The sequence below is a fragment of the Profundibacter amoris genome (genome assembly GCF_003544895.1).
Taxonomy (GTDB): domain Bacteria; phylum Pseudomonadota; class Alphaproteobacteria; order Rhodobacterales; family Rhodobacteraceae; genus Profundibacter; species Profundibacter amoris.
On record NZ_CP032125.1, the window covers coordinates 2,987,674 to 3,010,489 of the forward strand.

Genomic DNA, 22,816 nt, shown 5'->3' on the forward strand with positions numbered 1-22,816 from the left:
GGTCGTAGAGTGGCGCAACAATCGACGGGGCACAAGAACCCCGCATGGTTCAAAGGCAAAAAAGGCAAGGTATCGGGTAAAGATGGGCAGGATTTTCCCTTTGCGCATGTTCGCAATCATCATCGCAATCGTTTTCGCCAGCAGTTTGGCGGGTATTGGCCATGCCGACACCGTTGGAGAGGGTGGCGAACGCGGCCCGGTCACCAACCTGCCGATCCCGCGCTTTGTGTCGCTCAAGGCGGCCGAGGGCAACGTGCGCCGTGGCCCCAGTCTGACCCACCGTATCGACTGGGTGTTCAAACACCGCAGCATGCCGCTTGAAATCATCGCCGAATACGGCCACTGGCGCCGTGTGCGCGACCGCGATGACCAAGGCGGCTGGGTGCATTATTCGCTGCTGTCCGGTGTGCGCACCGTGATCGTCGAGGAAGATTTGCTGACCCTTTACGCCCGCCCCGACCCCAAATCACGGGAAAACGCCCGTCTGGAAATGGGCGTGATCGCACGGCTGGGGAAATGCACTATCGACTGGTGCCGCTTAAGTGTGGACGGCCAGCGCGGCTGGGCGCGCAAATCGGGGCTATGGGGCGTGAAACCGGACGAGATCAGGGAATAAGCCCCCGTCCCTTTAACAGCGCCTTAACCCCCGGCATCCGCCCGCGAAATGCGGTGTATAATTCCTCGGGGTCGCGTGAACCGCCAGCCGACAGGATGTGCTTCTCCAGCCGTTTCGCCATCCCGGGATCAAAAGCGCCGCCCGCGTCCTCGAAGGCCTCGAACGCATCGGCGTCCATCACCTCGCTCCACATATAGCTGTAGTAGGCGCTGGAATAGCCGTCGCCGGAAAACACATGCGCGAATTGCGGCGTGGCGTGGCGCATGCGGATGGCGCGGGGCATGCCGATGCTGTCCAGAACCCCGGCCTGTTTGACCATCGGATCAGCCGGAGCCGCACCGCTATGGAACTCCAGATCAACCAGCGCCGAGGCCACATATTCCACGGTCGAAAACCCCATGTCATAAGTCCCCGCCGCGAGCAGGCGCTGCAACAGGTCCGCAGGCATCGCCTCGCCGGTTTCGGCGTGGGTTGCGAATTTTTGCAACACTTCGGGCACTTCCAGCCAGTGTTCGTACAGTTGGCTGGGCAGTTCCACAAAATCCCGCGCCACCGACGTGCCGGACACGGATTCATAGGTCACATCCGACAGCATCTGGTGCAGCGCATGGCCGAATTCGTGAAACAGCGTGCGGGCATCGTCAAACGACAACAATGCCGGATCGCCCTTGGTAAAATTGCAGACATTCACCACGATCGGGCGCACATCCCCGCCCAGTTTGCGCTGGCTGCGCATCGCCGAACACCACGCGCCCGAGCGTTTCGAGCCACGGGCGAAATAATCGCCGATGAATACCGCCAGATGCTTGCCGTCCCGTGTCACCTCCCAGGCGCGGGCGTCCTCGTGATACAGCGGCACATCCAGCGGGGTAAATTCCAGCCCGAACAGGCGGTTGGCGCTGTCAAAAGCTGCCTCGATCATCCGGTCCAGTTGCAGGTAGGGTTTGATCTCGGCTTCGTCCAGATCATGCTCGGCCTTGCGGCGATTTTCGGAATAATAGCGCCAGTCCCAGGCCTCCAACTCGCCGTTCACGCCATCGGCGTGCATCATATCGGTCAGAATTTCCGCATCACGGTTGGCCGCCGCTTTGGCAGGTTCCCAGACCTGCATCAGCAAATCGCGCACCGCTTCGGGTGTCTTGGCCATCTCGGTTTCCAGCTTGTAGGAGGCGAAATCCGCATAGCCCAGCAATTCCGCCCGCTCCTGCCGCAACGCGAGCGTTTCGGCGGCGATGGCGCGGTTGTCGGTTTTGCCGCCATTGGCACCACGCGCAACAAAGGCTTCATAGGCCTTTTGTCGCAAATCACGGCGGGCCGAGAATTGCAAAAATGGCGTGATCAGGGATCGCGACAAGGTGATCACATGGCCCTTAACACCCTTTTCCGCCGCTGCCCCTTTGGCCGCATCCAGCAGGAAAGCGGGCAGACCGTCCAGATCCTCCGGCCCAAGTTGCATGAACCAGTCCCGTTCATCCGCCAACAGGTTCTGGCTGAACTGCGTGCCCAGAACCGCCAGCCGTTCCAGCACCTCTTTCAACCTGTCCCGCGCCGCCCCTTGCAACTGTGCCCCGGCCCGCACAAACCCGCGCCGGTGCAGCATCAGAACCCGCGCCTGTTCCTTTGTCAGGTCCAGATCGGCGCGTTGTTTCCACAGGGTTTCGACCCGCTGGAACAATGCCTCGTTCATGCTGATTTCCGACGAATAGGCGGCCAGTTTCGGCGAGAAATCCCGCTGCAACTCCTCCCGCTTTTCGGTGCTATCCGCGCCCGCCAGATTGTAGAACACCGACAAAACACGTCCCAGAGAGTCCTCTGCCAGTTCCAGCGCCTCAATAGTATTTTCAAATGTCGGCGCGTCCGCATTGCCGGCAATCGCCGCGATATTTTCCCGCGCCTCCTCCATCGCAGCATCGAATGCCGGCGCGAAATCATCGTCCTTAATACCGGCAAAGGGGGGCAGTTGAAACGGCGTGTCCCAGCGGGACAATAGCGGGTTGGTCATGGGGGAATCTCCTTTGCCCGCCACGCTAGAACCACCACAAAGCAAGGTCCAGCCCTTACGGGTATTTAGACCGCATCCGCCGTTCCAGCCGCCGCAGCAGAAGAGACAGGGAAACCGTCATCACCAGATACAGCAGGGCCACCACATTATAGGTTTCGAAATAGCGGAAATTACCGGCCGCTGTCACCTTGCCCAGCTGTGCAATATCCGAAACCCCCAGCACCGACACCAGCGATGAATCCTTGATCATCGCAATGAAATCATTGCCAAGCGGCGGCATGATAGTCCGGAACGCTTGCGGGAAAACGATAAACCGGAAGCGGTGCCAACCACTCAATCCCAACGCTTTTGATGCCTCGATCTGACCCTCGTCCACCGACAGCAGACCGGCGCGAAATACCTCGGCGATAAAGGCGGAATAGCCGATCATCAGCGCAATGATTGCCCGCCACATCAGCGAAAAATCCCGCGTGCGGATCGGGTCAAACCCCAGCCCCTCGGCAATCCAGTTCCAGAAATGCACCAGCGCGGGGCCGAACACAAAGGCCACATACAACAGCAGCACGATCATCGGGATGCCACGGATGATTTCGATATAAAACCGTGCCAATTGCCTGAAAACGATGAACCGCGACATGGTGCCGACCGCCAGCAACAGCCCGAAGAACGAGGCCAGCGCAAAGGCCACCAAGGTCACGAATATCGTCATACCGATGCCGCGCGACAGGGTGCTTAGCACCTGCGCATACAGATCATCCGCAACCACGCGATACATCAGATAGGCGCCCAGCCCACCGGCCAGAACCAGCCAATAGGGGAAATCCTTGTCTTGGGAAGGGGGTGTAATCATTAATCAAAAAGCCCCGGCACAACTGGCCGGGGCAATCCTTTTATTTCAGGCGTTCAGCCGCCCATTTTGTAATCAAGAAACCATTTTTTATTCAGCGCATCAATGGTGCCGTCGGCCTTCATATCGGCAATCGCGGCATTGACCGGCCCCACCAGATCCGAGCCTTTGGGGAAGATGAAGCCGAAATCCTCGGTGCCCAGCTTGTCGCCAATGATCTTCAGCCCGCCGCCCGAGGCATCTACATATCCGGCCCCCGCTGTGCCATCGGTCAGCACCAGATCGACATCACCGGTTTTCAGCGCCTGAACTGTTGCGCCGAATGTTTCGAACAGCTTGATACGCGGGTTGGATTCATTGCCGTCCAGCACCTCGTAAACCCCCACATAGAACGGCGTGGTGCCGGGCTGTGCCGCCATCAGCAGATCGTCATTGGCCGCAAAATTTTTGGCATCGGTGAACCGGTCCTCGTCACCGCGCACCATCATCACCATTTCGCTGCGCATGTAGGGGTCGGAAAAATCCACCTTTTCCTTGCGGTCATCACGGATGGTGATTCCGGTCATGCCCAGATCAAACTGGCCTTCCGACACCGCCGGAATCATCGCGTCCCAGCTGATGTTTTCATAAGTCACCTTGATGTTGATCCGCTTGGCAATCTCGGCCATGGCATCATATTCCCAGCCGATCGCCTCGCCCGACGCCGGGTCCATAAATTGCAGCGGCGGATAGGCGTTTTCGGTGACCACAACCACCTCTTTTCCGCCCAGATCGGGCAGATGGCCGCCCGCCATGGCAAGTGTTGAAAAAGCCACCGTAGCAGCAGCGGCAATGGATGCAAAAAGTTTCATGCAGGAATCCCCCGGAATTTGTTATACATTGATCGCGAGTATGGTTAATCCGTTGCCCAAGGCAAGGAAATTAAACCCCTTTCCCGCCGCAAACAGGGCAATCTGGGCGCGGCTTGACCCCGATTTTACGGCTTTCCGCATAAAGCGCATCATAGATCAGCATCTCGCCTTTCAGCGGCGTGCCGGCCCCTGTGATCTCCTTCACGGCCTCAACCGCCATCATCGTGCCTATCACACCGGGCAGCGGGCCGACTACACCGGCCTCGGCGCAACTCGGCGCCAGTCCGGCGGCGGGGGCCTCGGGGAAAACGCATTGATAACAGGGCGCGCCTTTGGCCGGATGATAGACGCTGATCTGCCCTTCCCACTGGGTTATCGCGCCGGCAATCAGCGGCAGGCCCAGCGCCACGCAGGTGCGGTTCACCAGATAGCGGGTATCGAAATTGTCGGTCCCGTCCAGCACCAGATCATAGTCCGAAAACAGTTCGGCCGCGTTGTCCTGATCCAGCCGCCGGTGATAGGGGCGCACCCCGACCTTCGGGTTTTGCGCCTTCATCGCAGCCTCGGCGGAAAATACCTTGGGCATGCCGATGTCGGCATCGCGGTGGATTACCTGACGTTGCAGGTTGGAATTGTCCACCGCATCATCATCCACCACGCCGATCGTCCCCACACCCGCCGCCGCCAGATACAGCAACACAGGCGAGCCCAGACCGCCGGCGCCGATCACCAGCACACGGGCGTTTTTCAGCTTCTTCTGCCCCGCCCCGCCAATTTCGCGTAACATGATGTGGCGGGCGTAACGATCCAGTTCGACATTGGAAAATGTAGGCTTGGGGGTGGCATCAGTCATCTCGGCAACTCTGTCATTGGCTTTGACGCGAAGCTGACGCAGAACGGCGCGATACGCAACCACTACCGCCAGAATTCCACCCAAAATCAGCCATGGCCGCACCGTTCCACCGGTGGCCGCGCGCAAGGGTGCACCATCGGGCAACACCAGATGCGCGATCACCACCGCCGCGTAAACCAGCCCGATCAGGAACCAGCGCCTTGAAGGGGCCACCTTCATCACCGCGCCCAAGCCCCACAAGCCCGCCATCAACGCCAGAACAACGCCCACTAACCGCGCCCCGTTGACCCAAAGCCACCTTCGCCACGCGCGGTGTTACTCAGTTCCGTGACCAGTTCAAACCGCGCCTGCACGACAGGGGCCACCACCATCTGGGCAATCCTGTCACCGTGGTTCACGACAAAGGGCCTATCCCCCGCGTTCAGCAGGATCACCCCCAACGGCCCGCGATAATCACTGTCAATCGTGCCCGGACTGTTGGGCAGGGTGATGCCGTGCTTCAACGCCAGCCCCGACCGCGGCCTGATCTGCACCTCGTAGCCCTGCGGTATTTCCAGCCTCAACCCTGTGGGCACCAATGCCCGCGCACCGGCTTCGATCACCAGCCCGCCGCGCTCGCCTGCCGGAAAATTCGCCCGCAAATCAGCCCCCGCGGCACCCGCCGTTTCATAAGACGGCAACCCCAGCGCCCGATCCGCCCCTTCAAGCCACGCAAAGCTTACAGTTACCACACCGCCATCCCCATCTTTGTTCCATAAATATCCTCGCGCGAAGCGCATGGAAACTCTTATCCCAACGCCTCGGCAATCGCCGCCGCCAGCCGCTGTGCCACCTGATCCTTGCCCATGCGCGGCCATGCCTCGGCCCCGTCGTCCGTGATCACCACCACCGCATTTTCATCCCCGCCCATGATGCCCGTTTCCGGCGACACATCATTGGCAACGATCCAGTCACAGCCCTTGCGCTTGCGTTTGGCGGTGGCGTTTTCCACCACATCATCGGTTTCCGCCGCAAATCCCACCACCAGTGCCGGCCGTCCCTTTTCCATCCGGCTGACCGTGGCCAGAATATCGGGGTTCTCGGCAAATACCAGTTCGGGCAGACTACCCTTGCCATCCTTCTTCATCTTGGAACCGGACGCGTTTTCCACCCGCCAGTCCGCCACCGCCGCCGCAAACACCGCCGCATCCGCAGGCAAGGCGCCCTGCACCGCCGCCAGCATTTCCCGCGCGGTCTGCACCTCGATCACCTGCACCCCTTCGGGCCGCGCCACATCCGCCGGCCCCGTGACAAACGTCACCCGTGCGCCCAGCGCCGCAAGTGCCCGCGCAATCGCCGTGCCCTGCGCCCCGCTGGAGCGGTTGGCGATGTAACGTACCGGATCAATCGGCTCGTGCGTCGGCCCCGAGGTCACCAGCACATGTTTGCCCTTCAGCGGCCCGTCCGCAATCGCGGCTTCCACCGCAGCGACAATCTCAAGCGGTTCGGCCATGCGTCCCGGGCCGAATTCGCCACAGGCCATGTTGCCCTCGTTCGGGCCGACAAACAGCACACCGTCACCTTTCAGGGTTTCGATGTTCCTTTGCGTCGCCGGATGCTCCCACATCCGCACATTCATCGCCGGCGCGACCAGCACCCGCTTGTCGGTGGCCATCAACAGGGTCGAGGCCAGATCATTCGCCAGCCCTGCCGCCATCTTGCCCATCAGATCGGCCGTGGCAGGTGCGACCACCACCAGATCGGCATCGCGGGACAGTTCGATATGGCCCATCTCGGCCTCGTCGGTCAGATCGAACAGATCGCGATACACCTTTTGCGCCGCCAGCGCTGAAGTGGATAGCGGCGTGACAAATTCCTCGCCCGCCCGCGTCAGAACCGGCACCACAGTGGCCCCGCGTTCACGCAAGCGCCGGATCAGATCCAGCGATTTGAATGCGGCAATCCCGCCACCAATGATCAACAGAACACGTTTACCAGCAAGCATAGGCAACCCTTTCAAACAGTTGCCCCCGTTGTAGGCCGCAAGACCCGCAAACTCAACCAGCCGCTATTTGAACGCCAGACAGGGGTCTTCACGCTCCACCGCCTCGGTCACCACCCAATAATCAAAAGGTTCGTCCTCTTGTGCCGGTTCCTCGACAAAGCCGACCACCAGCACCTTTGCCCCTTCCAGCATCGAGGGCACGCCCCAATCCTTGCGCGCATGGCCATTGCCGGTGATCAGCACCACCGGCCCGCCGACCTCCCGAAACGCCTGCATCACCGTATCGGCAAAGGCCGCATCGCGGAACCGCTGCGCCTCGACCATACCGCCCATCATTTCCAGCGGCATCGCCTCGCAATGGTCGGCAAACTGCGCCTGCTTGCGCTGCTCCAACTGCCCGTCCGGCAGGGGCTGATCCAGACCGTATCCCGCCCCGAACACCGCCGCGGCCCCTTCTTTGAACGCGCGGCGCACCTGTTCCCGCGACCGCGCGGCGCCGTAAACTCTGGCATCGCCCAGCGCCGCAAACACCGGCCAGTAGATCGCGAAATCGGGCCAGCCCGAAGCCTCCCATTCCAGCGCGGCCCCCAGTGCATCCCGATCCTTCCGCAATTCCGGCGTCACCTTTGCCGCCTGCTGTGGCGACAACATTTCAAACACCACCGCTTTGGGTTTAACCGCCTGCACCACCCGTGCCTGTCCTTCGTGGTGCAGCGCGTTGTCATGCACCTCGCCCAGAATATAGACATCCGCAGGCGGCAGGGTATCCAGCCCCTCGATTGATATTTCTCCGGCATCCGCCGGAAACGACACCGCAACCAGCGCAGCAATAGCAAAGATAAAATGTTTCATTCTGTCACCCTGCCCCCAATACGCAGAAATGCCAATGGGACAAATCCGGTCACAACAATGCCTATCCCCCTCTGGCCATCCATCCCTTGCCTTGCTAGTCATTGGCAACACCATAAGGACATCCCGCATGTTGCCCAAGCTGACCCTGATCATCGGCGCCGCCGCTTCCGGCAAATCCACCTTTGCCGAACGGCTGGTCACCACCACCATGCGCACGCGAACCTATATCGCCACCGCACAGGCCTTTGACGATGAAATGCGCGCCAAGATCGCCCGCCACAGGGACATGCGCGGCGCGGGCTGGCACACGGTCGAGGCCCCGCTGGACCTCCCCGCCGCCCTGCAACAGATACCCGCCGACCATGTGGTGCTGATCGATTGCGCCACGCTATGGCTGTCCAATCATCTGCTGGCCGAATCCGATCTGGAACAGGCCGGGGCCGCCCTGCTGAACGCCCTGCAAACCTGCCCCGCCCCCGTGGTGGTCGTCAGCAACGAAGTCGGTGCCGGTGTGGTGCCCGACAACGCCCTGTCGCGCAAGTTCCGAGAGGCTCAGGGCCGCCTGAACCAAACCCTTGCCACACAGGCGGGCCTTGTCGTTACCGTCATCGCGGGGTTGCCGATGGTGCTGAAAGGCACCTTGCCCGAGGCGCTGGAATGACAACGTGGTGGTGGGTGCGTCACGGTCCAACGCATGAAAATTCTTTCGTCGGCTGGCGCGATGTGCCCGCCGACCTGTCCGACACCGCGCAAATCGCCCGCCTGAACGAACACCTGCCAAAGGAAGCGCTGCTGGTCTCCTCGGACCTGTCCCGCAGCATCGCCACAGCCGACGCCATCGCGGGCGGACGCACCCGCCTGCCCCACGCACAGCCCTTGCGGGAATTCAATTTCGGTGACTGGGACGGGCTGACCTTCGATCAGGTCACCACCCGTGATCCGGATCTTAGCCGCGCCTATTGGGAAACGCCGGGCGATGTGGCGCCCCCGAACGGCGAAAGCTGGAACATGGCCGCTACCCGCATCAACCCCTATGTCGATGGGATGGCCCGCAAGCACCAAGGCCGCCACATCATCGCGGTGGCGCATTTCGGCGTGATCCTGACACAGGTGCAGCGGGCGCTGGGGGTCTCGGCCTATCAGGCGGTTTCGCATAAAATCGACAACCTGTCGATCACCCGCCTACACTGGGACGGTGCCAGATGGCGGGCTGATGCGATCAACCACATCCCCTGACGCCAGCTACAAAATCCCTGCCCCGTCAATAGCCGAAAAACAGCGTCCGCCAGCGGTCCATCACGTCCATCGGCGTGCCGTTGCCGCTGATCACGTCATAGAACAGATCCACCGCAAACATTGTCTGTTTCCGTGTGGTTCCATCCGGGCTGTCACAAGGCACCAGCGCAATTGCATCATAAACCGCCCGTGCATTTCGCTGCATCAAAGGGTTCGGCCAACCTGTACCGCGCAACTCGTTCAGAAAGGATACATCGCAACCACAGTTGTATTCCCCCCGCGCCGCAACACAGTAATCATGCCGCATACAGGCCGCATCCAGCATATCCACCGGCGGCCCCGCGCGGGACATATCAACCGGATGGTTCGGCCCGCACCAGCGACCGTAAACCGGCGCATAGACCTGCAAATTGCTCTGCGCCGCAGCCCCGCCGATGCTTGCCAAAACCAGCAAAGCCCCGATCAGAACCCGTTTTATCAACCCAAAATCCATGCCGTTCTTTACACCACCCGCGCGCGCTCTGGCAAATCCGCGCTATCAAATTTCGTGATGCCCCCGTCACAAATCGCAATTGGGCAAACCCGCCGCGCCGCGCTACCCTGCTGCAATGACCTATGATCTTTACATCGGCGACCGCACATTTTCCAGCTGGTCGCTGCGTGGCTGGCTGATGTTCGAGAAATTCAACATCCCCTGCCGCACCCATATGGCCGGCCTGTATTCCGGCACCCTGAAACAGGATCTGGCCGAACTGGCGCCGGCCCGCTATGTCCCCGTGATGCGCACCCCCGACGGCATAGTCGTTGGCGACACATTGGCGATGGCCGAAACCCTGGCCGAGCGTCACTCAGACGCCGGCCTCTGGCCAACCGACCCTGCCGCCCGTGCCTTGGCGCGTTGGCTGGTGGCAGAAATGCACTCGGGCTTCATGGCGCTGCGCAACGAATGTCCGATGCAACTGCTGCACCAATATGACGGCTTTGCTGTATCTGACGCGGTGCAAGCCGACCTGAACCGTTTGCAGGACATCTGGGCACTGGCCCGCAACCGTCACGGCGCGGATGGCCCGTGGCTGTTTGGGCAATATTCGCTTGCCGATGTATTTTATGCCCCTGTTGCCGCCCGTATTGCAGGCTATGCCCTGCCGATGGACAAGGCTTGCGCCGCCTATGTCACAACCCACTTGCAAGACCCCGCATTCCGGAAATGGCGCGCCGAAGGGCTAAAGGTATCCTACGATCCCGTCCCCTATGCACTGGACCTGCCCACCGGCGACTGGCCTCAATCCTTAACCTGATTTCGGCCCCGTTTACCCTTTGTAAACCATTCCCGCGTTAACCATGACCCAATAGTTAATGGCGGGAGCGGTTAAATGGTATCACGCGCCTATACGGTAGCGTTCGAAGGGATCGAGGCCCGCATGGTCGAGGTGCAATGCGCCATCACCGCGGGCCTGCCTTCGTTCGCCATCGTCGGCCTGCCGGACAAAGCCGTTTCCGAAGCCCGCGAACGGGTGCGCGCGGCGATGACAGCCATGTCGATTGCCCTGCCCTCCAAACGGATCACCATAAACCTGTCGCCCGCCGATGTGCTGAAGGTGGGGTCGCATTTCGATCTGCCAATCGCGCTGGCCCTGCTGGCCGCGCTGGAAATTATCCCCTCCGAGGACGTGGAAAACACCGTCGCGCTGGGGGAATTATCGCTGGACGGCTCGCTGATTCAGGTGATCGGCGCCCTGCCCGCCGCCATGGCCGCCGCCGAACATGACCGCGCGCTTTTGTGCCCCAAGGCCTGCGGAGCCGAGGCCGCATGGGTCGGCGCAACGCAGGTGCTGGCCGCGGGTTCGCTGGCCGATGTAGTGCGCCACTACACCGGACAATCGCCGCTAACCCCCGCCGTTGCAGGCGAAGTGCAGCGCGAAACCCACAGCCGCGACATGCGCGATGTCAAAGGGCAGGAACGCGCCAAACGGGCCTTGGAAATCGCGGCTGCGGGGCGTCACCATGTGCTGATGACCGGCTCGCCCGGCTCGGGCAAATCCATGCTCGCCGCCCGCCTGCCCGGCATCCTGCCGCCCCTTAGCGCCGCCGAGGCGCTTGAAACCTCGATGATCCATTCCCTGTCCGGCCTGCTGGATGAAGGCGGCATTTCCCGTGAACGCCCCTTTCGCGAACCCCACCATACCGCCTCGATGGCAGCCATTGTCGGCGGCGGGCGCGGGGCAAAACCCGGCGAAATTTCACTGGCGCACAACGGCGTTTTGTTCATGGACGAATTCCCCGAATATAACCGCGCCGTGCTGGAAACCCTGCGCCAGCCGATTGAAACCGGCGAAGTGGTGGTGGCCCGTGCCAATGCCCATATCCGTTACCCCTGCCGTTTCATGCTGGTCGCCGCCGCCAACCCCTGCAAATGCGGCTACCTGACCGACCCGACCCGCGCCTGCGCCCGCGTGCCGATCTGTGGCGAGGAATATCTGGGCCGCATTTCCGGCCCTCTGATGGACCGATTCGATCTGCGCATCGATGTGCCGCCCGTGGCCTTTTCCGATCTGGACCTGCCCGAGGCCGGAGACAGTTCCGCCGACATGGCCGCCCGCATTGCATCCGCCCGCGCCCTGCAAGTGGCCCGCTTTGAAGGGCATGACGATATGCGTGTTAACGCCGATGCCGAAGGCGCGATGCTGGAAGAAATTGCCACCCCCGATGACGAGGGCCGCGCGCTGTTGCTGAAGGTCGCCGAGCGGTTCGGCCTGTCGGCGCGGGGCTATCACCGCGTGTTGCGCGTGGCCCGCACCATCGCCGATCTGGAGGGCGAGGCAAACGTGCGCAAACCACATGTGGCCGAGGCCGTCAGCTTTCGCCTCAGCGCGACGAAAGAGGTTTGAACCGCGCTGCCACGGACCTGATCCGGGCCTGCACGATCCGAACGCCAGAAGGTTCCGGATCAGGTCCGGAACCGCGCCTTGATGAATTGCGCCACCTGCAACAGGGCCAAATCCGCATCGGGCAGCCAGCCATGGAAAATCTGCCAGACATGCGGCAGATCGGACCAGATATAGCATTCGACATCCGTCCCTTGCGCCTCAAGTACCGCCACCATCCGGCGCGTATCATCCAGCAGGATTTCACTATCCGATGCCTGAAACAGAACTGGCGGGCACGCCGGAAAATCCGCATACAAGGGCGATGCGCGAGGGTCCGCCGGATCAGCCCCTTGCAGATACATGTCACGCAATTCACCAATCCGCTCGGTCGGCAGCATAACCTCAGTCTTTGCGTTGGAACGCAGGGTCTCGCCGCTTAGCATCAAATCCGTCCACGGCGACAGGGCAAACACACCACGCGGGGCAATCCCCCGTTTGCACAGCTCCGACAGCAAAGCCAACACCGCCCCGCCACCCGCACTATCCCCGCCGATGACAATATTTTCCGGCGCATAGCCACGCTCCAGCAGCGCCAGATACCCCGCCAGAACATCATCAATCGCCGCCGGAAATGCGTGTTCCGGCGCAAGACGGTAATCAATCAGACAGGCCTGCATACCACAGAGGCGCGACAGGGCCGCCAGCATGTTCTTGTGGGTATCGGGGCTGCCGACAATGTAGCCGCCACCGTGGATGTAATAGATCACCTTTTCACGCGATTTCACGCCCGAGGACACCCACAACGCGGGCCGGTCCGCCAGTGTATCTTCCAGAAACAGGCTCAAAGGCGGGGTATGAAACCCCAGCCGCGCCATGCGGTGAAAACTGCGCCTTGCGTCAGGGATTTCCTGCACGCGCGCCAGATGCCGTTTGGCAACCAGCCTTGATCCAACATTGATCAACCATTTACGAAGTGCCACAAATTACGCCTATCTACGTTCAATCGCCTGCCATATTTTCTCTGCGATATTGGTGCCGTCGAACCGCTCCAGCTCTTGAATGCCGGTGGGCGAGGTTACGTTGATTTCCGTCAGGTAATCGCCAATCACATCAATGCCGACAAATATCTGCCCCTTTTCCCGCAGCAGCGGACCGATGGCATCGCAAATCTCGCGATCCCGCGCGGTCAGGCCGATCTTTTCAGGCCGCCCGCCGACATGCATGTTGGACCGGGTTTCGCCCTTGGCCGGAACGCGGTTGATCGCGCCCACGGCTTCGCCATCCACCAGAATGATCCGTTTATCGCCGTTGGACACATCGGGCAGGAATTTTTGCGCAATCAGCGGCTCACGGTTAATCCCCATGAACAATTCGTGCAGCGAGGTCAGGTTGCGGTCATTCACATCCAGCCGGAACACACCGGCCCCGCCGTTGCCGTATAGCGGCTTCAGAATGATATCCCCGTGCTTGTGTTTGAATTCCTTGATCGTCTCCAGATCACGGGCAATCATGGTGGGCGGGGTCAGATCGGGAAAGGCCAGCACCAACAGCTTTTCCGGATAATTGCGTACCCAGAACGGATCATTCACCACCAGTGTTTCGGGGTGGATCATATCCAGCAGATGCGTGGTGGTGATATAGCCCATGTCAAACGGCGGATCCTGCCGCAACCAGACCACATCCCAGTCCGCCAGATCAATATCCTGCTCGTCCCCCAGCGCGAAATGATTGCCCTTTTCGCGCCGCACGGTCAGTGGCCAACCGCGCGCCATGATCCTGCCTTCGCGATAAGACAGTTTGTCCGGCGTGTAGTAAAACAGCTCGTGCCCGCGTGCCTGTGCTTCTTCGGCTATGCGAAAAGTGCTGTCGGCATCAATATCGATCGGTGCAATCGGATCCATCTGGATCGCTACTTTTAACGGCATGTCGGCCCCCTTTGTCTGCCCCTACTACATGGCCCAAGCCAGAGCGGGGTTCAATGGGAAGTCGCCTAACAATAGCCAAATGCGTTTTCGATCACCTGAATTTCGCCGCTTGCATCCATCAGTGCCACATCGAAACGCACATCCGTATCCTGCCCGTTCGGCTCCCCTGCCAGAAATTCGGAAGCAGTGGCATAGATCCGTTGCATCTGGCGGCGCGACACCCGCTCAGCCGCCCGCGCAAAATCGCGACTTTTCTTGACCTCGATAAAAATCAGCCCGTCCCCGTCCCGTGCGATCAGGTCAATTTCCCCGCCGGACCCGCGCCAGCGCCGTCCGGCAATTGCATGTCCGGCCCGCGCATAATGGGTTTCAACAACCCCTTCCGCCGCTAAACCCGCATGATAGGATACCGCTCCGCTCATTTTCCTTTCTCCATTCCAAGGGCCGCCTGATACACTTTGCGCCGCGGCAGGCCCAATGCCTCGGACACAGTCGTTGCTGCATCCTTCAAACGCATGGTTTTCAACGCCTCGCGCAAAGCATCCTCCATCAACTGGTCCGACACCCGAACGCCACGCGCCCGATCCACCAGAACCACAATTTCACCTTTCACCGAACGTTCTGCAAAGGCATCGGCCAATTCGGCCAATGTGCCGCGCGACACCTCTTCAAACCGTTTGGTCAGTTCCCGACAAACCACCGCCTGTCGTTCCCCCCCCAGCTTTTGCACCAAATCTCCTAACATTCCCTGAATCCGTTTCGGGGATTCATAAAATACCAGTGTCCCCGGCACATCCGCGTATTCTTCGATGAATTTGCGCCGCGCCCCTTTGGCATTTGGCGGAAAACCGGCGAAAAAAAATCTGTCGGTCGGCAGCCCTGCAACCGTCAGCGCCGCGATCACTGCGGATGGTCCCGGCGCACCTATCACGGGAACCCCTGCATCAATCGCAGCCCGCCCCAGCGCATAGCCGGGATCAGCCACCAGCGGGGTGCCGGCCTCGGACGCATAGGCAACCGATTTGCCCCCGGCGATGTATTTCATCAAACGCGCGCGCACCATGTCGCCGCTATGATCGTGATAGGCAATCACCGGCCGGTCCCCCAGTGGGATCCCGTGGATTTCCATTAGGCGTTTTGCCGTGCGGGTATCCTCGGCCGCGATAACATCCGCCGAAGCCAGTATATCCAGCCCCCGCAACGTAATATCCCGCGCCGTCCCGATCGGGGTGGCGACGAAATACAAACCGGCAGAGAGTTGCTTCTTTTCAAAATTCACGGGGTTCCCACCTTTCACGGCGTTTACTATTTGCAAGCAAGCGCTTAGTCTTGCCCCCTGAATCATTACGCGCAAGGGAGCGAGGATCAACCTATGTTTTTGTTATTGAGTAATTTCCAGAAGTTTGCAGGCCGTATTGTTGCTGCACTTTCCATTTTGTGGCTGGCAGCCTGTCAACCGGTCAGCCTGAGTGACAGCGGCCCCAGCATCAACACCAAAGCCGCTGTTCCCGTTGCCCTGCTGGTCCCCGGCGGATCGGCAAATCCAAGCGACAACCTGAACGCCAAGAACCTGGAAAATGCCGCACGTCTGGCCATTGCAGACCTTCAAGGTGTCAAAATCGACCTGCGGGTTTACAACACCGCCGGCAATCCGTCCCAGGCCGCTACTGTTGCTGTGCAAGCTGTCAATGAAGGGGCTAAAATCATTGTCGGTCCTCTTTACGCAAAGTCTGCCAATGCGGTTGGCAATGCTGTAGCAAGCCGTAATGTGAATGTTCTGGCGTTCTCGAACAATGCGCAAATTGCCGGTGGCAATGTGTTTATTCTGGGTCCGACCTTTGAAAACACCGCAAACCGTCTGGTTGCCTATGCCAAGCGTCAGGGCCGCAGCAAAATCGCCATCGTCCACGCCAGAACCCAGGCCGGTGAAATCGGGCGGGCCGCGATTTCCAATGCAATCTCCAGAGCCGGCGCCACACCCGCAGGCGTTGCTTCATACGAGTTCTCGCAAGATGGGATCATCAATGCTGTTCCACAAATCGCCCAGACCATCAAAAGTGGCGGGGCGCAAGCAGTGTTCTTTACCGCCAGCACGGATGCCGCGCTGCCGCTGTTAACCCAGATGCTGCCCGAGAACGGCGTTAATAACAACGTGATCAAATACATCGGCCTGACCCGCTGGGATATTCCGCCCGCAACATTGGCCCTGCCCGGCGTTCAAGGCGCATGGTTCGCCATGCCACATCCAGGCATGACCGCCAAATTCAGGGAACGCTATTCGGCGGCCTTTGGTAGCAACCCGTTGCCCATCGCCGGTCTGTCATATGATGGCATCGCGGCCATTGGTGCTTTGGTCAAAGCCGGAAAATCCAACGCTTTAACCACATCGGCCCTGACCCAGGGTGCCGGATTTGTCGGTGCCAACGGCATCTTCCGCCTGCGCAATGACGGCACGAACGAACGTGGTCTGGCTGTTGCGCAAATCCAGAACAACCAGGTTGTTATCGTTGACGCTGCGCCCAGCAGCTTTGGCGGCGCCGGTTTCTAGACGGACCCGATGAACGCCCATACGCCTTTGTTTTCGCCGGACAGCCTGATCTGTCCGGCGAATGACATTTTTGACAAAGCCGCAGCGTGGGAAGCGCTTGAAGCCTCCTTTTATGATGCCAAGGATGATCGCGAAATTCGCGCCGCCACCGTGGCTTATTTGCTAGAGGCCCGCAAACGCGGCAACGAGGCAATCGAGACCGCCTTTAGGGCCGCCCCCTTTGCCGCCCATCGCACCACCCGCGCCTATGCCTATCTGGCTGATTGTCTGGTCGAAACCGCCTTTCAGGTGGCCACCCGCCATTTGCACAAAATCGCCAACCCTACCGATGCCGAACGGCTGTGTGTGCTGGCGGTGGGTGGCTCGGGCCGTGCCGAAATGGCGCCCCATTCCGACATCGACCTGCTGTTCCTAACCCCCTACAAAATGACCGCATGGGCCGAAAGCGTGATTGAATCCATGCTGTATATCCTGTGGGATTTGCGCCTGAAAGTCGGTCATTCCAGCCGCACCATCAAGGATTGCGTCCGACTGGGGGCCGAGGATTTCACCATCCGTACCGCCCTGCTGGAAGAACGCTATTTGGCAGGTGATGCCCCGCTGGCGGACGAGTTGAAAGAAACCCTGTGGCGTGATCTGTTCAGCGGCACCGGCCCCGAATTTATCGAGGCCAAGCTGCAAGAGCGCAGCGAACGCCACCGTAAACAGGGCGGCCAGCGCTATATGGTCGAACCCAATGTGAAAGAGGGCAAGGGCGGCCTGCGCGACCTGCAATCGCTGTTCTGGATCGCCAAATACATCCACCGCGTCGATGACGTGGCCGAACTGGTTGCCCTTGGCCTGTTCACGCAGGACGAATACGACAGCTTTGCCAAGGCCCAGCAATTTCTGTGGGCCACCCGTTGCCACATGCACCTGATCGCCGGTCGCGCGATGGAGCAATTGACGTTCGATCTGCAGGTCGAGGTTGCCAAACGTATGGGCTACAAAACCCACGATGGCCGCCGCGCGGTGGAATATTTCATGCAGGACTATTTCCGCCACGCCACCCATGTGGGCGATCTGACCCGCATCCTGCTGACCGCACTCGAAGCCAGCCACGCCAAACAGGAACCCCGCCTACTGCGGTTTTTCCGCCGCCGCAAAAAGGCCAAGCCGGGATACCAGATCGTTCAGAACCGCCTGAATGTTGCGGATGAAAAACTGTTCCTTCAGGACAAAATGAACATCCTGCGCCTGTTTGAAGAGGCCCTGCGCACCGGTGTTCTGATCCACCCCGACGCAATGCGGCTGGTGTCCTCGCATCTGGACCTGATTGATGACGACATGCGCGCCGACAAGGAAGCGACCCGCATTTTTCTTGATCTGCTGCTGAAACACGGCAACCCCGAACGCGCCTTGCGCCGCATGAACGAGTTGGGCGTGCTGGCCGCCTTTATCCCCGAGTTTGAGCCCATTGTGGCGATGATGCAGTTCAATATGTATCACCACTACACCGTGGACGAACACACCATCCAGTGCATTTCCAACCTTGCCCAGATAGAGCGCGAAGAGTTGAAAGAAGAACTGCCCATTGCCTCGGGCATCCTGAAGGGCGGGATCAATCGCAAGGTGCTGTATGTGGCGCTGTTGCTGCACGACATTGGCAAGGGGCGGGACGAGGACCATTCGATCCTTGGCGCGAAAATCGCCCGCAAGGTGGCCCCGCGTCTGGGGTTGAAACCGGATGAATGCAAAAACGTCGAATGGCTGGTGCGCAACCATCTGCTGATGTCGGATGTGGCACAAAAACGCGATATATCCGACCCGCGCACCATTCGCGGCTTTGCCAAAGCGGTCAAGAACAAGGAACGGCTGGACCTGCTGACAGTGCTGACGGTCTGTGACATTCGCGGGGTCGGGCCGGACACATGGAACAACTGGAAGGCCATGTTGATCCGGCGGCTGTATTCCGACACCGAAACCGCGCTGGAAAACGGCATGGAGGCGGTAAACCGCACCGCCCGCGAGGCCGCCGCCAAAAAGGCGCTGCGACAGGCGCTGGCGGATTGGGACAAGAAGGATCTGAAGATCGAAACCGGCCGCCATTACCCCCCCTACTGGCAGGGCCTGCAAACCGGCGCCCATGTGATTTTCGCCAGGCAGTTGCGCAACCTGACCGAAGACGAAATCCGCATCGACCTAAAACCCGACGAGGACCGTGACGCGACGCAGGCCTGTTTCGTTCTGGCCGACCACCCCGGCATATTCTCGCGGCTGGCCGGTGCGCTGGCACTGGTCGGGGCCAATGTGGTCGACGCGCGCACCTACACCACCAAAGACGGCTATGCGACTGCGGTTTTCTGGATCCAGGATGGCGATGGCTCGCCTTACGAGGGCTCGCGCCTGAACCGGCTGCGCGTGATGATCGAAAAGACGCTAAAAGGCGAGGTGATTGCGCGCGATGCCCTGCAATCACGCGACAAGATCAAGAAACGCGAACGCGCCTTCAAGGTGCCCACCACCATCACCTTCGATAACGAGGGCAGCGAGATTTACACCATCATCGAGGTCGATACCCGCGACCGCCCCGCCCTGCTCTATGATCTGACCCGCACTTTGGCCCATGCCAATGTCTATATCGCCAGTGCCGTGATTGCGACATACGGGGAACAGGTGGTCGATACATTTTACGTCAAAGACATGTTCGGCCTTAAATACCACGAGGAAAACCGGCAAAAGACATTGGAAAAACGCCTGCGCAAGGCGATTGAAGAGGGCTTTGAAAGGGCACAGGCCGAATGACGGGACGCAAACGCATGCTGGGCGGGTTTCTGACCGTTGGCGGCTGGACATTGCTAAGTCGCCTGCTGGGCTTTGTCCGCGACATGATGATCGCGGCGTTTTTGGGCACCGGTCCGGCGGCGCAGGCGTTCATCGTGGCGTTTTCCCTACCCAATATGTTTCGCCGCTTCTTTGCCGAAGGCGCATTCAACATGGCATTTGTGCCGATGTTTTCCAAAAAACTCGAGGCAGGGGACGAGCCGCTAGAATTTGCGCGCGATGCCTTTTCCGGCCTTGCCAGCATCCTGATCACCCTGACGGTAATCTCCATGATCCTGATGCCGTGGCTTGTCTGGGCAATGGCCAGCGGGTTTGTCGGGGATCAGAGGTTCGATCTGGCAGTCACCTACGGGCGCATCGTTTTCCCCTATATCCTGTTCATCTCGCTTGCGGCCCTTCTATCCGGCGTGCTGAACGCCACCCACCGTTTCACCGCCGCCGCTGCCGCACCGGTTCTGCTGAATGTGATCTTTATCACCGCGCTGGTGACGGGCAATCTGGCCGGATTTGACGTTGGCCTGACACTGGCATGGATGGTCCCTGTGGCCGGTATCGCGCAACTGGCGCTGGTCTGGGTCGCGGCCAAACGGGCGGGCTTTGCCCTATATCCCGCATGGCCAAAGCTAACCCCCGATCTGAAACGCCTCGCCATCATCGCCGCACCCGCCGCTTTGGCTGGCGGTGTGGTGCAGGTCAACCTGCTGGTCGGCCGGCAAGTGGCCAGCCAGTTCGACGCCGCTGTGGCGTGGCTCTATAACGCGGATCGGCTGTATCAACTGCCGCTGGGCGTGGTCGGTATCGCCATCGGCATCGTTCTGCTGCCCGAACTGTCGCGCCGTTTGCAGGCCGGTGACACCGCTGGCGGACAAGAGGCCTTCAGCCGCGCCGGTGAAATCTCGCTTGCCCTGACCATCCCCGCCGCCGTGGCGCTGATCGTGATCCCTCTGCCGCTGGTCGAAGTGCTGTTCCAGCGTGGCAAATTCGGCCCCGACGATACCGCCGCCACCGCCGCGGCTGTGCAGATCTACGGGCTTGGCCTGCCCGCCTTTGTGCTGCAAAAAGTGTATCAACCGCTGTTCTTTGCCCGCGCCGATACCAAAACCCCGTTCTATTACGCGCTGGTCGCGATGGTGATCAACGCCGCCCTCGCCATCGGGCTGGCGCCGATCATCGGCTACCTTGCCGCCGCCATTGGCGCGACCTTCGCCAGTTGGGGCATGGTGTTCCTGCTGTGGTCGGGGTCACGCAAAATGGGCGATGCGGCGCGCTTTGACAAACGCTTTCGCAAACGCATTATCGGCATTCTGGCCGCCGCCGCCTTGATGGGGATCATCCTGTTTACCGCACAACTGGCCTTGAACCCGATGTTTGGCGCAGGCGCATGGCGTTATCTGGCGCTGGCCCTGCTGATCGGCATCGGCATTATCAGCTATTTCGGCATCGGCCAGATGATCGGCGCCTTCAAACTGTCGGAATTCCGCCGCTCCTTGCGCCGCTAATCCCTTCCAAATGGCCCAAATATCCGCGCCGCAGGCATAGAATCTCTTATCCCCGCCGCCGCACCTGCGCCAATGCCCGCGAAAAGCCCCCCGGGCTGACCACAAAGGACAACCCGAATCCTGTGGCAAATCCGGCCAGATCGGCAATCCAGTCCTGCCCGCCGCCAAAAAGCAGCCCGAACACCAGTTTGATAAACAGCAAAAACCCGATCAGCGTAAAAGCGCGGTATTTATTTGCCCCCTGTGCAGCCAGATTGACCCACAGTAAAAACGTAAACGCCCCGATCAGCCCGTAATCCCCGGGGTAAGCCCCCACCAGCGCCACGCGGCTGTCAACAAACAGCCCGTAAACCACTGCCCCGACAATGGCAGCGGCAAAGAACACCAGCAACAGCGCCCACCAGCGAAACACCTCGCCCACGAATTTTCCCATCGCCAGCAGGATCACCACGGCAAACAGCATATGGGTGAAATTCACATGCAGGAACGGATAGGTCATAAAGCGCAATAATATCTCGGGCGGATAGCGCCCCACCTCGATCATCCGGTCAATCAACAGCCCCGACGGCGCATATTCCTGCATCATGGCAATCCGCCAGCCCACAGCCTGCGGCCCGCCAATCAAACCACGCGCGCCCAGATTGAACGCCAGCTCAATCAGAAACATCGCCCCGGCCAGTGCCACAATCACTGGCGGCAGGGGGTTAACGGGTGACACATCGGGATTACTGCTCATATCCATAGGCTCCTTTGGTTGACGGCCCTTGCCCCTATGGGTAAGCGAAACGCACAACATAATCCAGACGGAGTAGATATTATGACAGAGGTGGTCCACACACCCCGCGTCTTTTCAGGTATTCAGCCCTCGGGCGGCCTGACCCTTGGCAATTACCTTGGCGCGATCAAGCGCTTTGTCGAAATGCAGGAGAATGGCGTTGAATCCATCTATTGCATGGTCGACCTACACGCCATCACCACATGGCAGGACCCTACCAAACTCCGCCACGCCACGCGCGAGCTGTGCGCCGGTTACATCGCCGCCGGTCTGGACCCGGAAAAATCCATCCTGTTCAATCAAAGTCAGGTCTCGGCCCATGCCGAACTGGGCTGGGTGTTCAACTGTGTGGCCCGTATGGGCTGGTTGAACCGGATGACGCAATTCAAGGACAAGGCCGGCAAGAACCGTGAAAAGGTATCGGTCGGGCTGTTCAGCTATCCCACCCTGATGGCGGCCGATATTCTGGTTTACCACGCCACCCATGTGCCGGTGGGCGAGGACCAGAAACAGCATGTCGAACTGACCCGCGATATCGCCGCCAAGTTCAACCACGACTACGGTGTTGATTTCTTCCCGATCACCGAACCGGTGATCGAAGGGGCGGCCACGCGGGTGATGTCCTTGCGCGATGGTTCGAAAAAAATGTCGAAATCCGATCCCAGCGACATGAGCCGGATCAACATGACCGATGACGCCGACACAATCGCCAAAAAGATCCGCAAGGCCAAAACCGATCCCGACGGATTGCCAAGCGAGGCCGAAGGGCTGGACGGGCGCCCCGAGGCAAAGAACCTTGTCAGCATCTACGCGGCGCTGTCGGAACAGTCGGTCGATCAGGTGTTGAGCGAGGTTGGCGGCAAGCAGTTTTCCGAATTCAAACCTATGCTGTCGGAACTGGCGGTCGAGAAACTGGCCCCGATATCCGCCGAGATGGAGCGGCTGATGCAGGCACCGGACGAAATCGACGCGATCCTGCGCAAAGGCGCCGACAAGGCCCGCGTGATCGCCGATCCGATCTTGCAAAAGACGTTGGAGATTGTCGGGATGGTGCGTTAGCGCACATATTCTGCGGGCAAACCGCCAATTTTCCAATTTTCCATCAATGCTACCTTGGCTTCTGTAAACTGAAAGGAGC

At 60.1% G+C, this 22,816-nt stretch carries 22 protein-coding genes; 9 read left to right on the forward strand and 13 right to left on the reverse strand.

All coding sequences use genetic code 11. The features are described 5' to 3' along the window. The first annotated feature begins 106 nt into the window (after window positions 1-106). The gene (locus BAR1_RS14910; RefSeq protein ID WP_194295036.1) at window positions 107-616 is read left to right on the forward strand and encodes an SH3 domain-containing protein; all 510 of its coding nucleotides are present in this window, start codon (window positions 107-109) and stop codon (window positions 614-616) included. Here BAR1_RS14910 and BAR1_RS14915 read toward each other — a convergent pair. From BAR1_RS14915 to BAR1_RS14945, 7 genes are all read right to left on the reverse strand, one after another. Beyond that, complete coding sequence (locus BAR1_RS14915; RefSeq protein ID WP_118943762.1) at window positions 606-2,618, reverse strand: M3 family metallopeptidase; 2,013 nt, start codon at window positions 2,616-2,618, stop codon at window positions 606-608. The genes BAR1_RS14910 and BAR1_RS14915 overlap by 11 nt on opposite strands. A 55-nt stretch (window positions 2,619-2,673) precedes the next feature. After that, window positions 2,674-3,468, reverse strand: a complete 795-nt coding sequence (locus BAR1_RS14920) for an amino acid ABC transporter permease (protein WP_118943763.1) — start codon at window positions 3,466-3,468, stop codon at window positions 2,674-2,676. 53 nt (window positions 3,469-3,521) lie between these two features. Then, entirely contained in the window at window positions 3,522-4,316 is a 795-nt protein-coding gene (locus tag BAR1_RS14925) for a transporter substrate-binding domain-containing protein (RefSeq protein ID WP_118943764.1), read from the reverse strand. Between the two features lie 70 nt (window positions 4,317-4,386). Beyond that, window positions 4,387-5,418, reverse strand: a complete 1,032-nt coding sequence (locus BAR1_RS14930; protein ID WP_118944503.1) for a HesA/MoeB/ThiF family protein — start codon at window positions 5,416-5,418, stop codon at window positions 4,387-4,389. Between the two features lie 20 nt (window positions 5,419-5,438). Continuing rightward, window positions 5,439-5,948 (reverse strand): dUTP diphosphatase, encoded by a 510-nt coding sequence (gene dut / locus BAR1_RS14935; RefSeq protein WP_118943765.1) that lies wholly within the window; start codon window positions 5,946-5,948, stop codon window positions 5,439-5,441. 8 nt (window positions 5,949-5,956) lie between these two features. Beyond that, on the reverse strand, window positions 5,957-7,153 hold the full coding sequence (gene coaBC / locus BAR1_RS14940; protein WP_118943766.1) for a bifunctional phosphopantothenoylcysteine decarboxylase/phosphopantothenate--cysteine ligase CoaBC: 1,197 nt from the start codon (window positions 7,151-7,153) through the stop codon (window positions 5,957-5,959). Between the two features lie 63 nt (window positions 7,154-7,216). Further along, window positions 7,217-8,005: a ChaN family lipoprotein gene (locus BAR1_RS14945; RefSeq protein WP_118943767.1), complete on the reverse strand. Its 789-nt coding sequence runs from the start codon at window positions 8,003-8,005 to the stop codon at window positions 7,217-7,219. Between the two features lie 127 nt (window positions 8,006-8,132). Here BAR1_RS14945 and cobU point away from each other — a divergent pair, with 127 nt between their 5' ends. Both cobU and BAR1_RS14955 read left to right on the forward strand, forming a co-directional pair. Beyond that, window positions 8,133-8,666: a bifunctional adenosylcobinamide kinase/adenosylcobinamide-phosphate guanylyltransferase gene (cobU, locus tag BAR1_RS14950; protein ID WP_118943768.1), complete on the forward strand. Its 534-nt coding sequence runs from the start codon at window positions 8,133-8,135 to the stop codon at window positions 8,664-8,666. Beyond that, window positions 8,663-9,241, forward strand: a complete 579-nt coding sequence (locus tag BAR1_RS14955; protein ID WP_118943769.1) for a histidine phosphatase family protein — start codon at window positions 8,663-8,665, stop codon at window positions 9,239-9,241. Before cobU ends, BAR1_RS14955 begins: the two co-directional genes overlap by 4 nt. Before the next feature lie 25 nt (window positions 9,242-9,266). Here BAR1_RS14955 and BAR1_RS14960 read toward each other — a convergent pair whose 3' ends face one another. After that, window positions 9,267-9,722 (reverse strand): hypothetical protein, encoded by a 456-nt coding sequence (locus BAR1_RS14960; RefSeq protein WP_162891809.1) that lies wholly within the window; start codon window positions 9,720-9,722, stop codon window positions 9,267-9,269. Between the two features lie 127 nt (window positions 9,723-9,849). Between BAR1_RS14960 and BAR1_RS14965 the strand changes: the two genes are divergently transcribed. Together BAR1_RS14965 and BAR1_RS14970 are read left to right on the forward strand one after the other, a co-directional pair. Further along, window positions 9,850-10,539 (forward strand): glutathione S-transferase, encoded by a 690-nt coding sequence (locus tag BAR1_RS14965; protein WP_118943771.1) that lies wholly within the window; start codon window positions 9,850-9,852, stop codon window positions 10,537-10,539. Between the two features lie 75 nt (window positions 10,540-10,614). Continuing rightward, window positions 10,615-12,129 (forward strand): YifB family Mg chelatase-like AAA ATPase, encoded by a 1,515-nt coding sequence (locus BAR1_RS14970; RefSeq protein WP_118943772.1) that lies wholly within the window; start codon window positions 10,615-10,617, stop codon window positions 12,127-12,129. 59 nt (window positions 12,130-12,188) lie between these two features. Here BAR1_RS14970 and BAR1_RS14975 read toward each other — a convergent pair whose 3' ends face one another. The 4 genes from BAR1_RS14975 to rsmI form a co-directional block, all read right to left on the reverse strand. Further along, complete coding sequence (locus tag BAR1_RS14975; protein WP_228408569.1) at window positions 12,189-13,088, reverse strand: alpha/beta hydrolase; 900 nt, start codon at window positions 13,086-13,088, stop codon at window positions 12,189-12,191. Window positions 13,089-13,097: 9 nt separating this feature from the next. Beyond that, window positions 13,098-14,033: a glutathione synthase gene (gene gshB / locus BAR1_RS14980; protein WP_118943773.1), complete on the reverse strand. Its 936-nt coding sequence runs from the start codon at window positions 14,031-14,033 to the stop codon at window positions 13,098-13,100. A 65-nt stretch (window positions 14,034-14,098) separates the two neighbouring features. Then, window positions 14,099-14,455 carry a YraN family protein gene (locus BAR1_RS14985; RefSeq protein WP_118943774.1) on the reverse strand — a complete coding sequence of 119 codons (357 nt, stop codon included), beginning with the start codon at window positions 14,453-14,455 and terminating at the stop codon, window positions 14,099-14,101. Continuing rightward, a complete protein-coding gene (rsmI, locus tag BAR1_RS14990) occupies window positions 14,452-15,312 on the reverse strand; it encodes a 16S rRNA (cytidine(1402)-2'-O)-methyltransferase (RefSeq protein ID WP_162891810.1) in 861 nt (286 codons plus the stop codon). The genes BAR1_RS14985 and rsmI overlap by 4 nt, the downstream gene beginning before the upstream one ends. 93 nt (window positions 15,313-15,405) lie before the next feature. Between rsmI and BAR1_RS14995 the strand changes: the two genes are divergently transcribed. From BAR1_RS14995 to murJ, 3 genes are read left to right on the forward strand one after another with little or no spacing between them, the layout of a single operon-like run. Next, on the forward strand, window positions 15,406-16,581 hold the full coding sequence (locus tag BAR1_RS14995; protein WP_118943776.1) for a penicillin-binding protein activator: 1,176 nt from the start codon (window positions 15,406-15,408) through the stop codon (window positions 16,579-16,581). A gap of 9 nt (window positions 16,582-16,590) precedes the next feature. Next, window positions 16,591-19,365 carry a [protein-PII] uridylyltransferase gene (locus tag BAR1_RS15000; protein WP_118943777.1) on the forward strand — a complete coding sequence of 925 codons (2,775 nt, stop codon included), beginning with the start codon at window positions 16,591-16,593 and terminating at the stop codon, window positions 19,363-19,365. Continuing rightward, window positions 19,362-20,903 (forward strand): murein biosynthesis integral membrane protein MurJ, encoded by a 1,542-nt coding sequence (murJ, locus tag BAR1_RS15005; protein WP_118943778.1) that lies wholly within the window; start codon window positions 19,362-19,364, stop codon window positions 20,901-20,903. Before BAR1_RS15000 ends, murJ begins: the two co-directional genes overlap by 4 nt. Before the next feature lie 46 nt (window positions 20,904-20,949). Here murJ and BAR1_RS15010 read toward each other — a convergent pair whose 3' ends face one another. Further along, entirely contained in the window at window positions 20,950-21,639 is a 690-nt protein-coding gene (locus BAR1_RS15010; protein WP_118943779.1) for a rhomboid family intramembrane serine protease, read from the reverse strand. A gap of 81 nt (window positions 21,640-21,720) precedes the next feature. On the opposite strand from BAR1_RS15010, the gene trpS reads away from it, so the two are divergent. Further along, window positions 21,721-22,737 (forward strand): tryptophan--tRNA ligase, encoded by a 1,017-nt coding sequence (trpS, locus tag BAR1_RS15015; protein WP_118943780.1) that lies wholly within the window; start codon window positions 21,721-21,723, stop codon window positions 22,735-22,737. Window positions 22,738-22,816 lie beyond the last annotated feature (79 nt).

What these genes read in the sequence shown, in the direction of transcription:
- gshB (WP_118943773.1), bottom strand. Translation starts at nt 14,033, where the DNA reads ATGCCGTTAAAAGTAGCGATCCAGATGGATCCGATTGCACCGATCGAT.
- BAR1_RS14920 (WP_118943763.1), bottom strand. Translation starts at nt 3,468, where the DNA reads ATGATTACACCCCCTTCCCAAGACAAGGATTTCCCCTATTGGCTGGTT.
- BAR1_RS14965 (WP_118943771.1), top strand. Translation starts at nt 9,850, where the DNA reads ATGACCTATGATCTTTACATCGGCGACCGCACATTTTCCAGCTGGTCG.
- BAR1_RS14915 (WP_118943762.1), bottom strand. Translation starts at nt 2,618, where the DNA reads ATGACCAACCCGCTATTGTCCCGCTGGGACACGCCGTTTCAACTGCCC.
- BAR1_RS15000 (WP_118943777.1), top strand. Translation starts at nt 16,591, where the DNA reads ATGAACGCCCATACGCCTTTGTTTTCGCCGGACAGCCTGATCTGTCCG.
- BAR1_RS14925 (WP_118943764.1), bottom strand. Translation starts at nt 4,316, where the DNA reads ATGAAACTTTTTGCATCCATTGCCGCTGCTGCTACGGTGGCTTTTTCA.
- BAR1_RS14955 (WP_118943769.1), top strand. Translation starts at nt 8,663, where the DNA reads ATGACAACGTGGTGGTGGGTGCGTCACGGTCCAACGCATGAAAATTCT.
- BAR1_RS14930 (WP_118944503.1), bottom strand. Translation starts at nt 5,418, where the DNA reads ATGGCGGGCTTGTGGGGCTTGGGCGCGGTGATGAAGGTGGCCCCTTCA.
- BAR1_RS14985 (WP_118943774.1), bottom strand. Translation starts at nt 14,455, where the DNA reads ATGAGCGGAGCGGTATCCTATCATGCGGGTTTAGCGGCGGAAGGGGTT.
- BAR1_RS14970 (WP_118943772.1), top strand. Translation starts at nt 10,615, where the DNA reads ATGGTATCACGCGCCTATACGGTAGCGTTCGAAGGGATCGAGGCCCGC.
- dut (WP_118943765.1), bottom strand. Translation starts at nt 5,948, where the DNA reads ATGCGCTTCGCGCGAGGATATTTATGGAACAAAGATGGGGATGGCGGT.
- BAR1_RS15010 (WP_118943779.1), bottom strand. Translation starts at nt 21,639, where the DNA reads ATGAGCAGTAATCCCGATGTGTCACCCGTTAACCCCCTGCCGCCAGTG.
- BAR1_RS14910 (WP_194295036.1), top strand. Translation starts at nt 107, where the DNA reads ATGTTCGCAATCATCATCGCAATCGTTTTCGCCAGCAGTTTGGCGGGT.
- murJ (WP_118943778.1), top strand. Translation starts at nt 19,362, where the DNA reads ATGACGGGACGCAAACGCATGCTGGGCGGGTTTCTGACCGTTGGCGGC.
- cobU (WP_118943768.1), top strand. Translation starts at nt 8,133, where the DNA reads ATGTTGCCCAAGCTGACCCTGATCATCGGCGCCGCCGCTTCCGGCAAA.
- BAR1_RS14995 (WP_118943776.1), top strand. Translation starts at nt 15,406, where the DNA reads ATGTTTTTGTTATTGAGTAATTTCCAGAAGTTTGCAGGCCGTATTGTT.
- trpS (WP_118943780.1), top strand. Translation starts at nt 21,721, where the DNA reads ATGACAGAGGTGGTCCACACACCCCGCGTCTTTTCAGGTATTCAGCCC.
- BAR1_RS14945 (WP_118943767.1), bottom strand. Translation starts at nt 8,005, where the DNA reads ATGAAACATTTTATCTTTGCTATTGCTGCGCTGGTTGCGGTGTCGTTT.
- coaBC (WP_118943766.1), bottom strand. Translation starts at nt 7,153, where the DNA reads ATGCTTGCTGGTAAACGTGTTCTGTTGATCATTGGTGGCGGGATTGCC.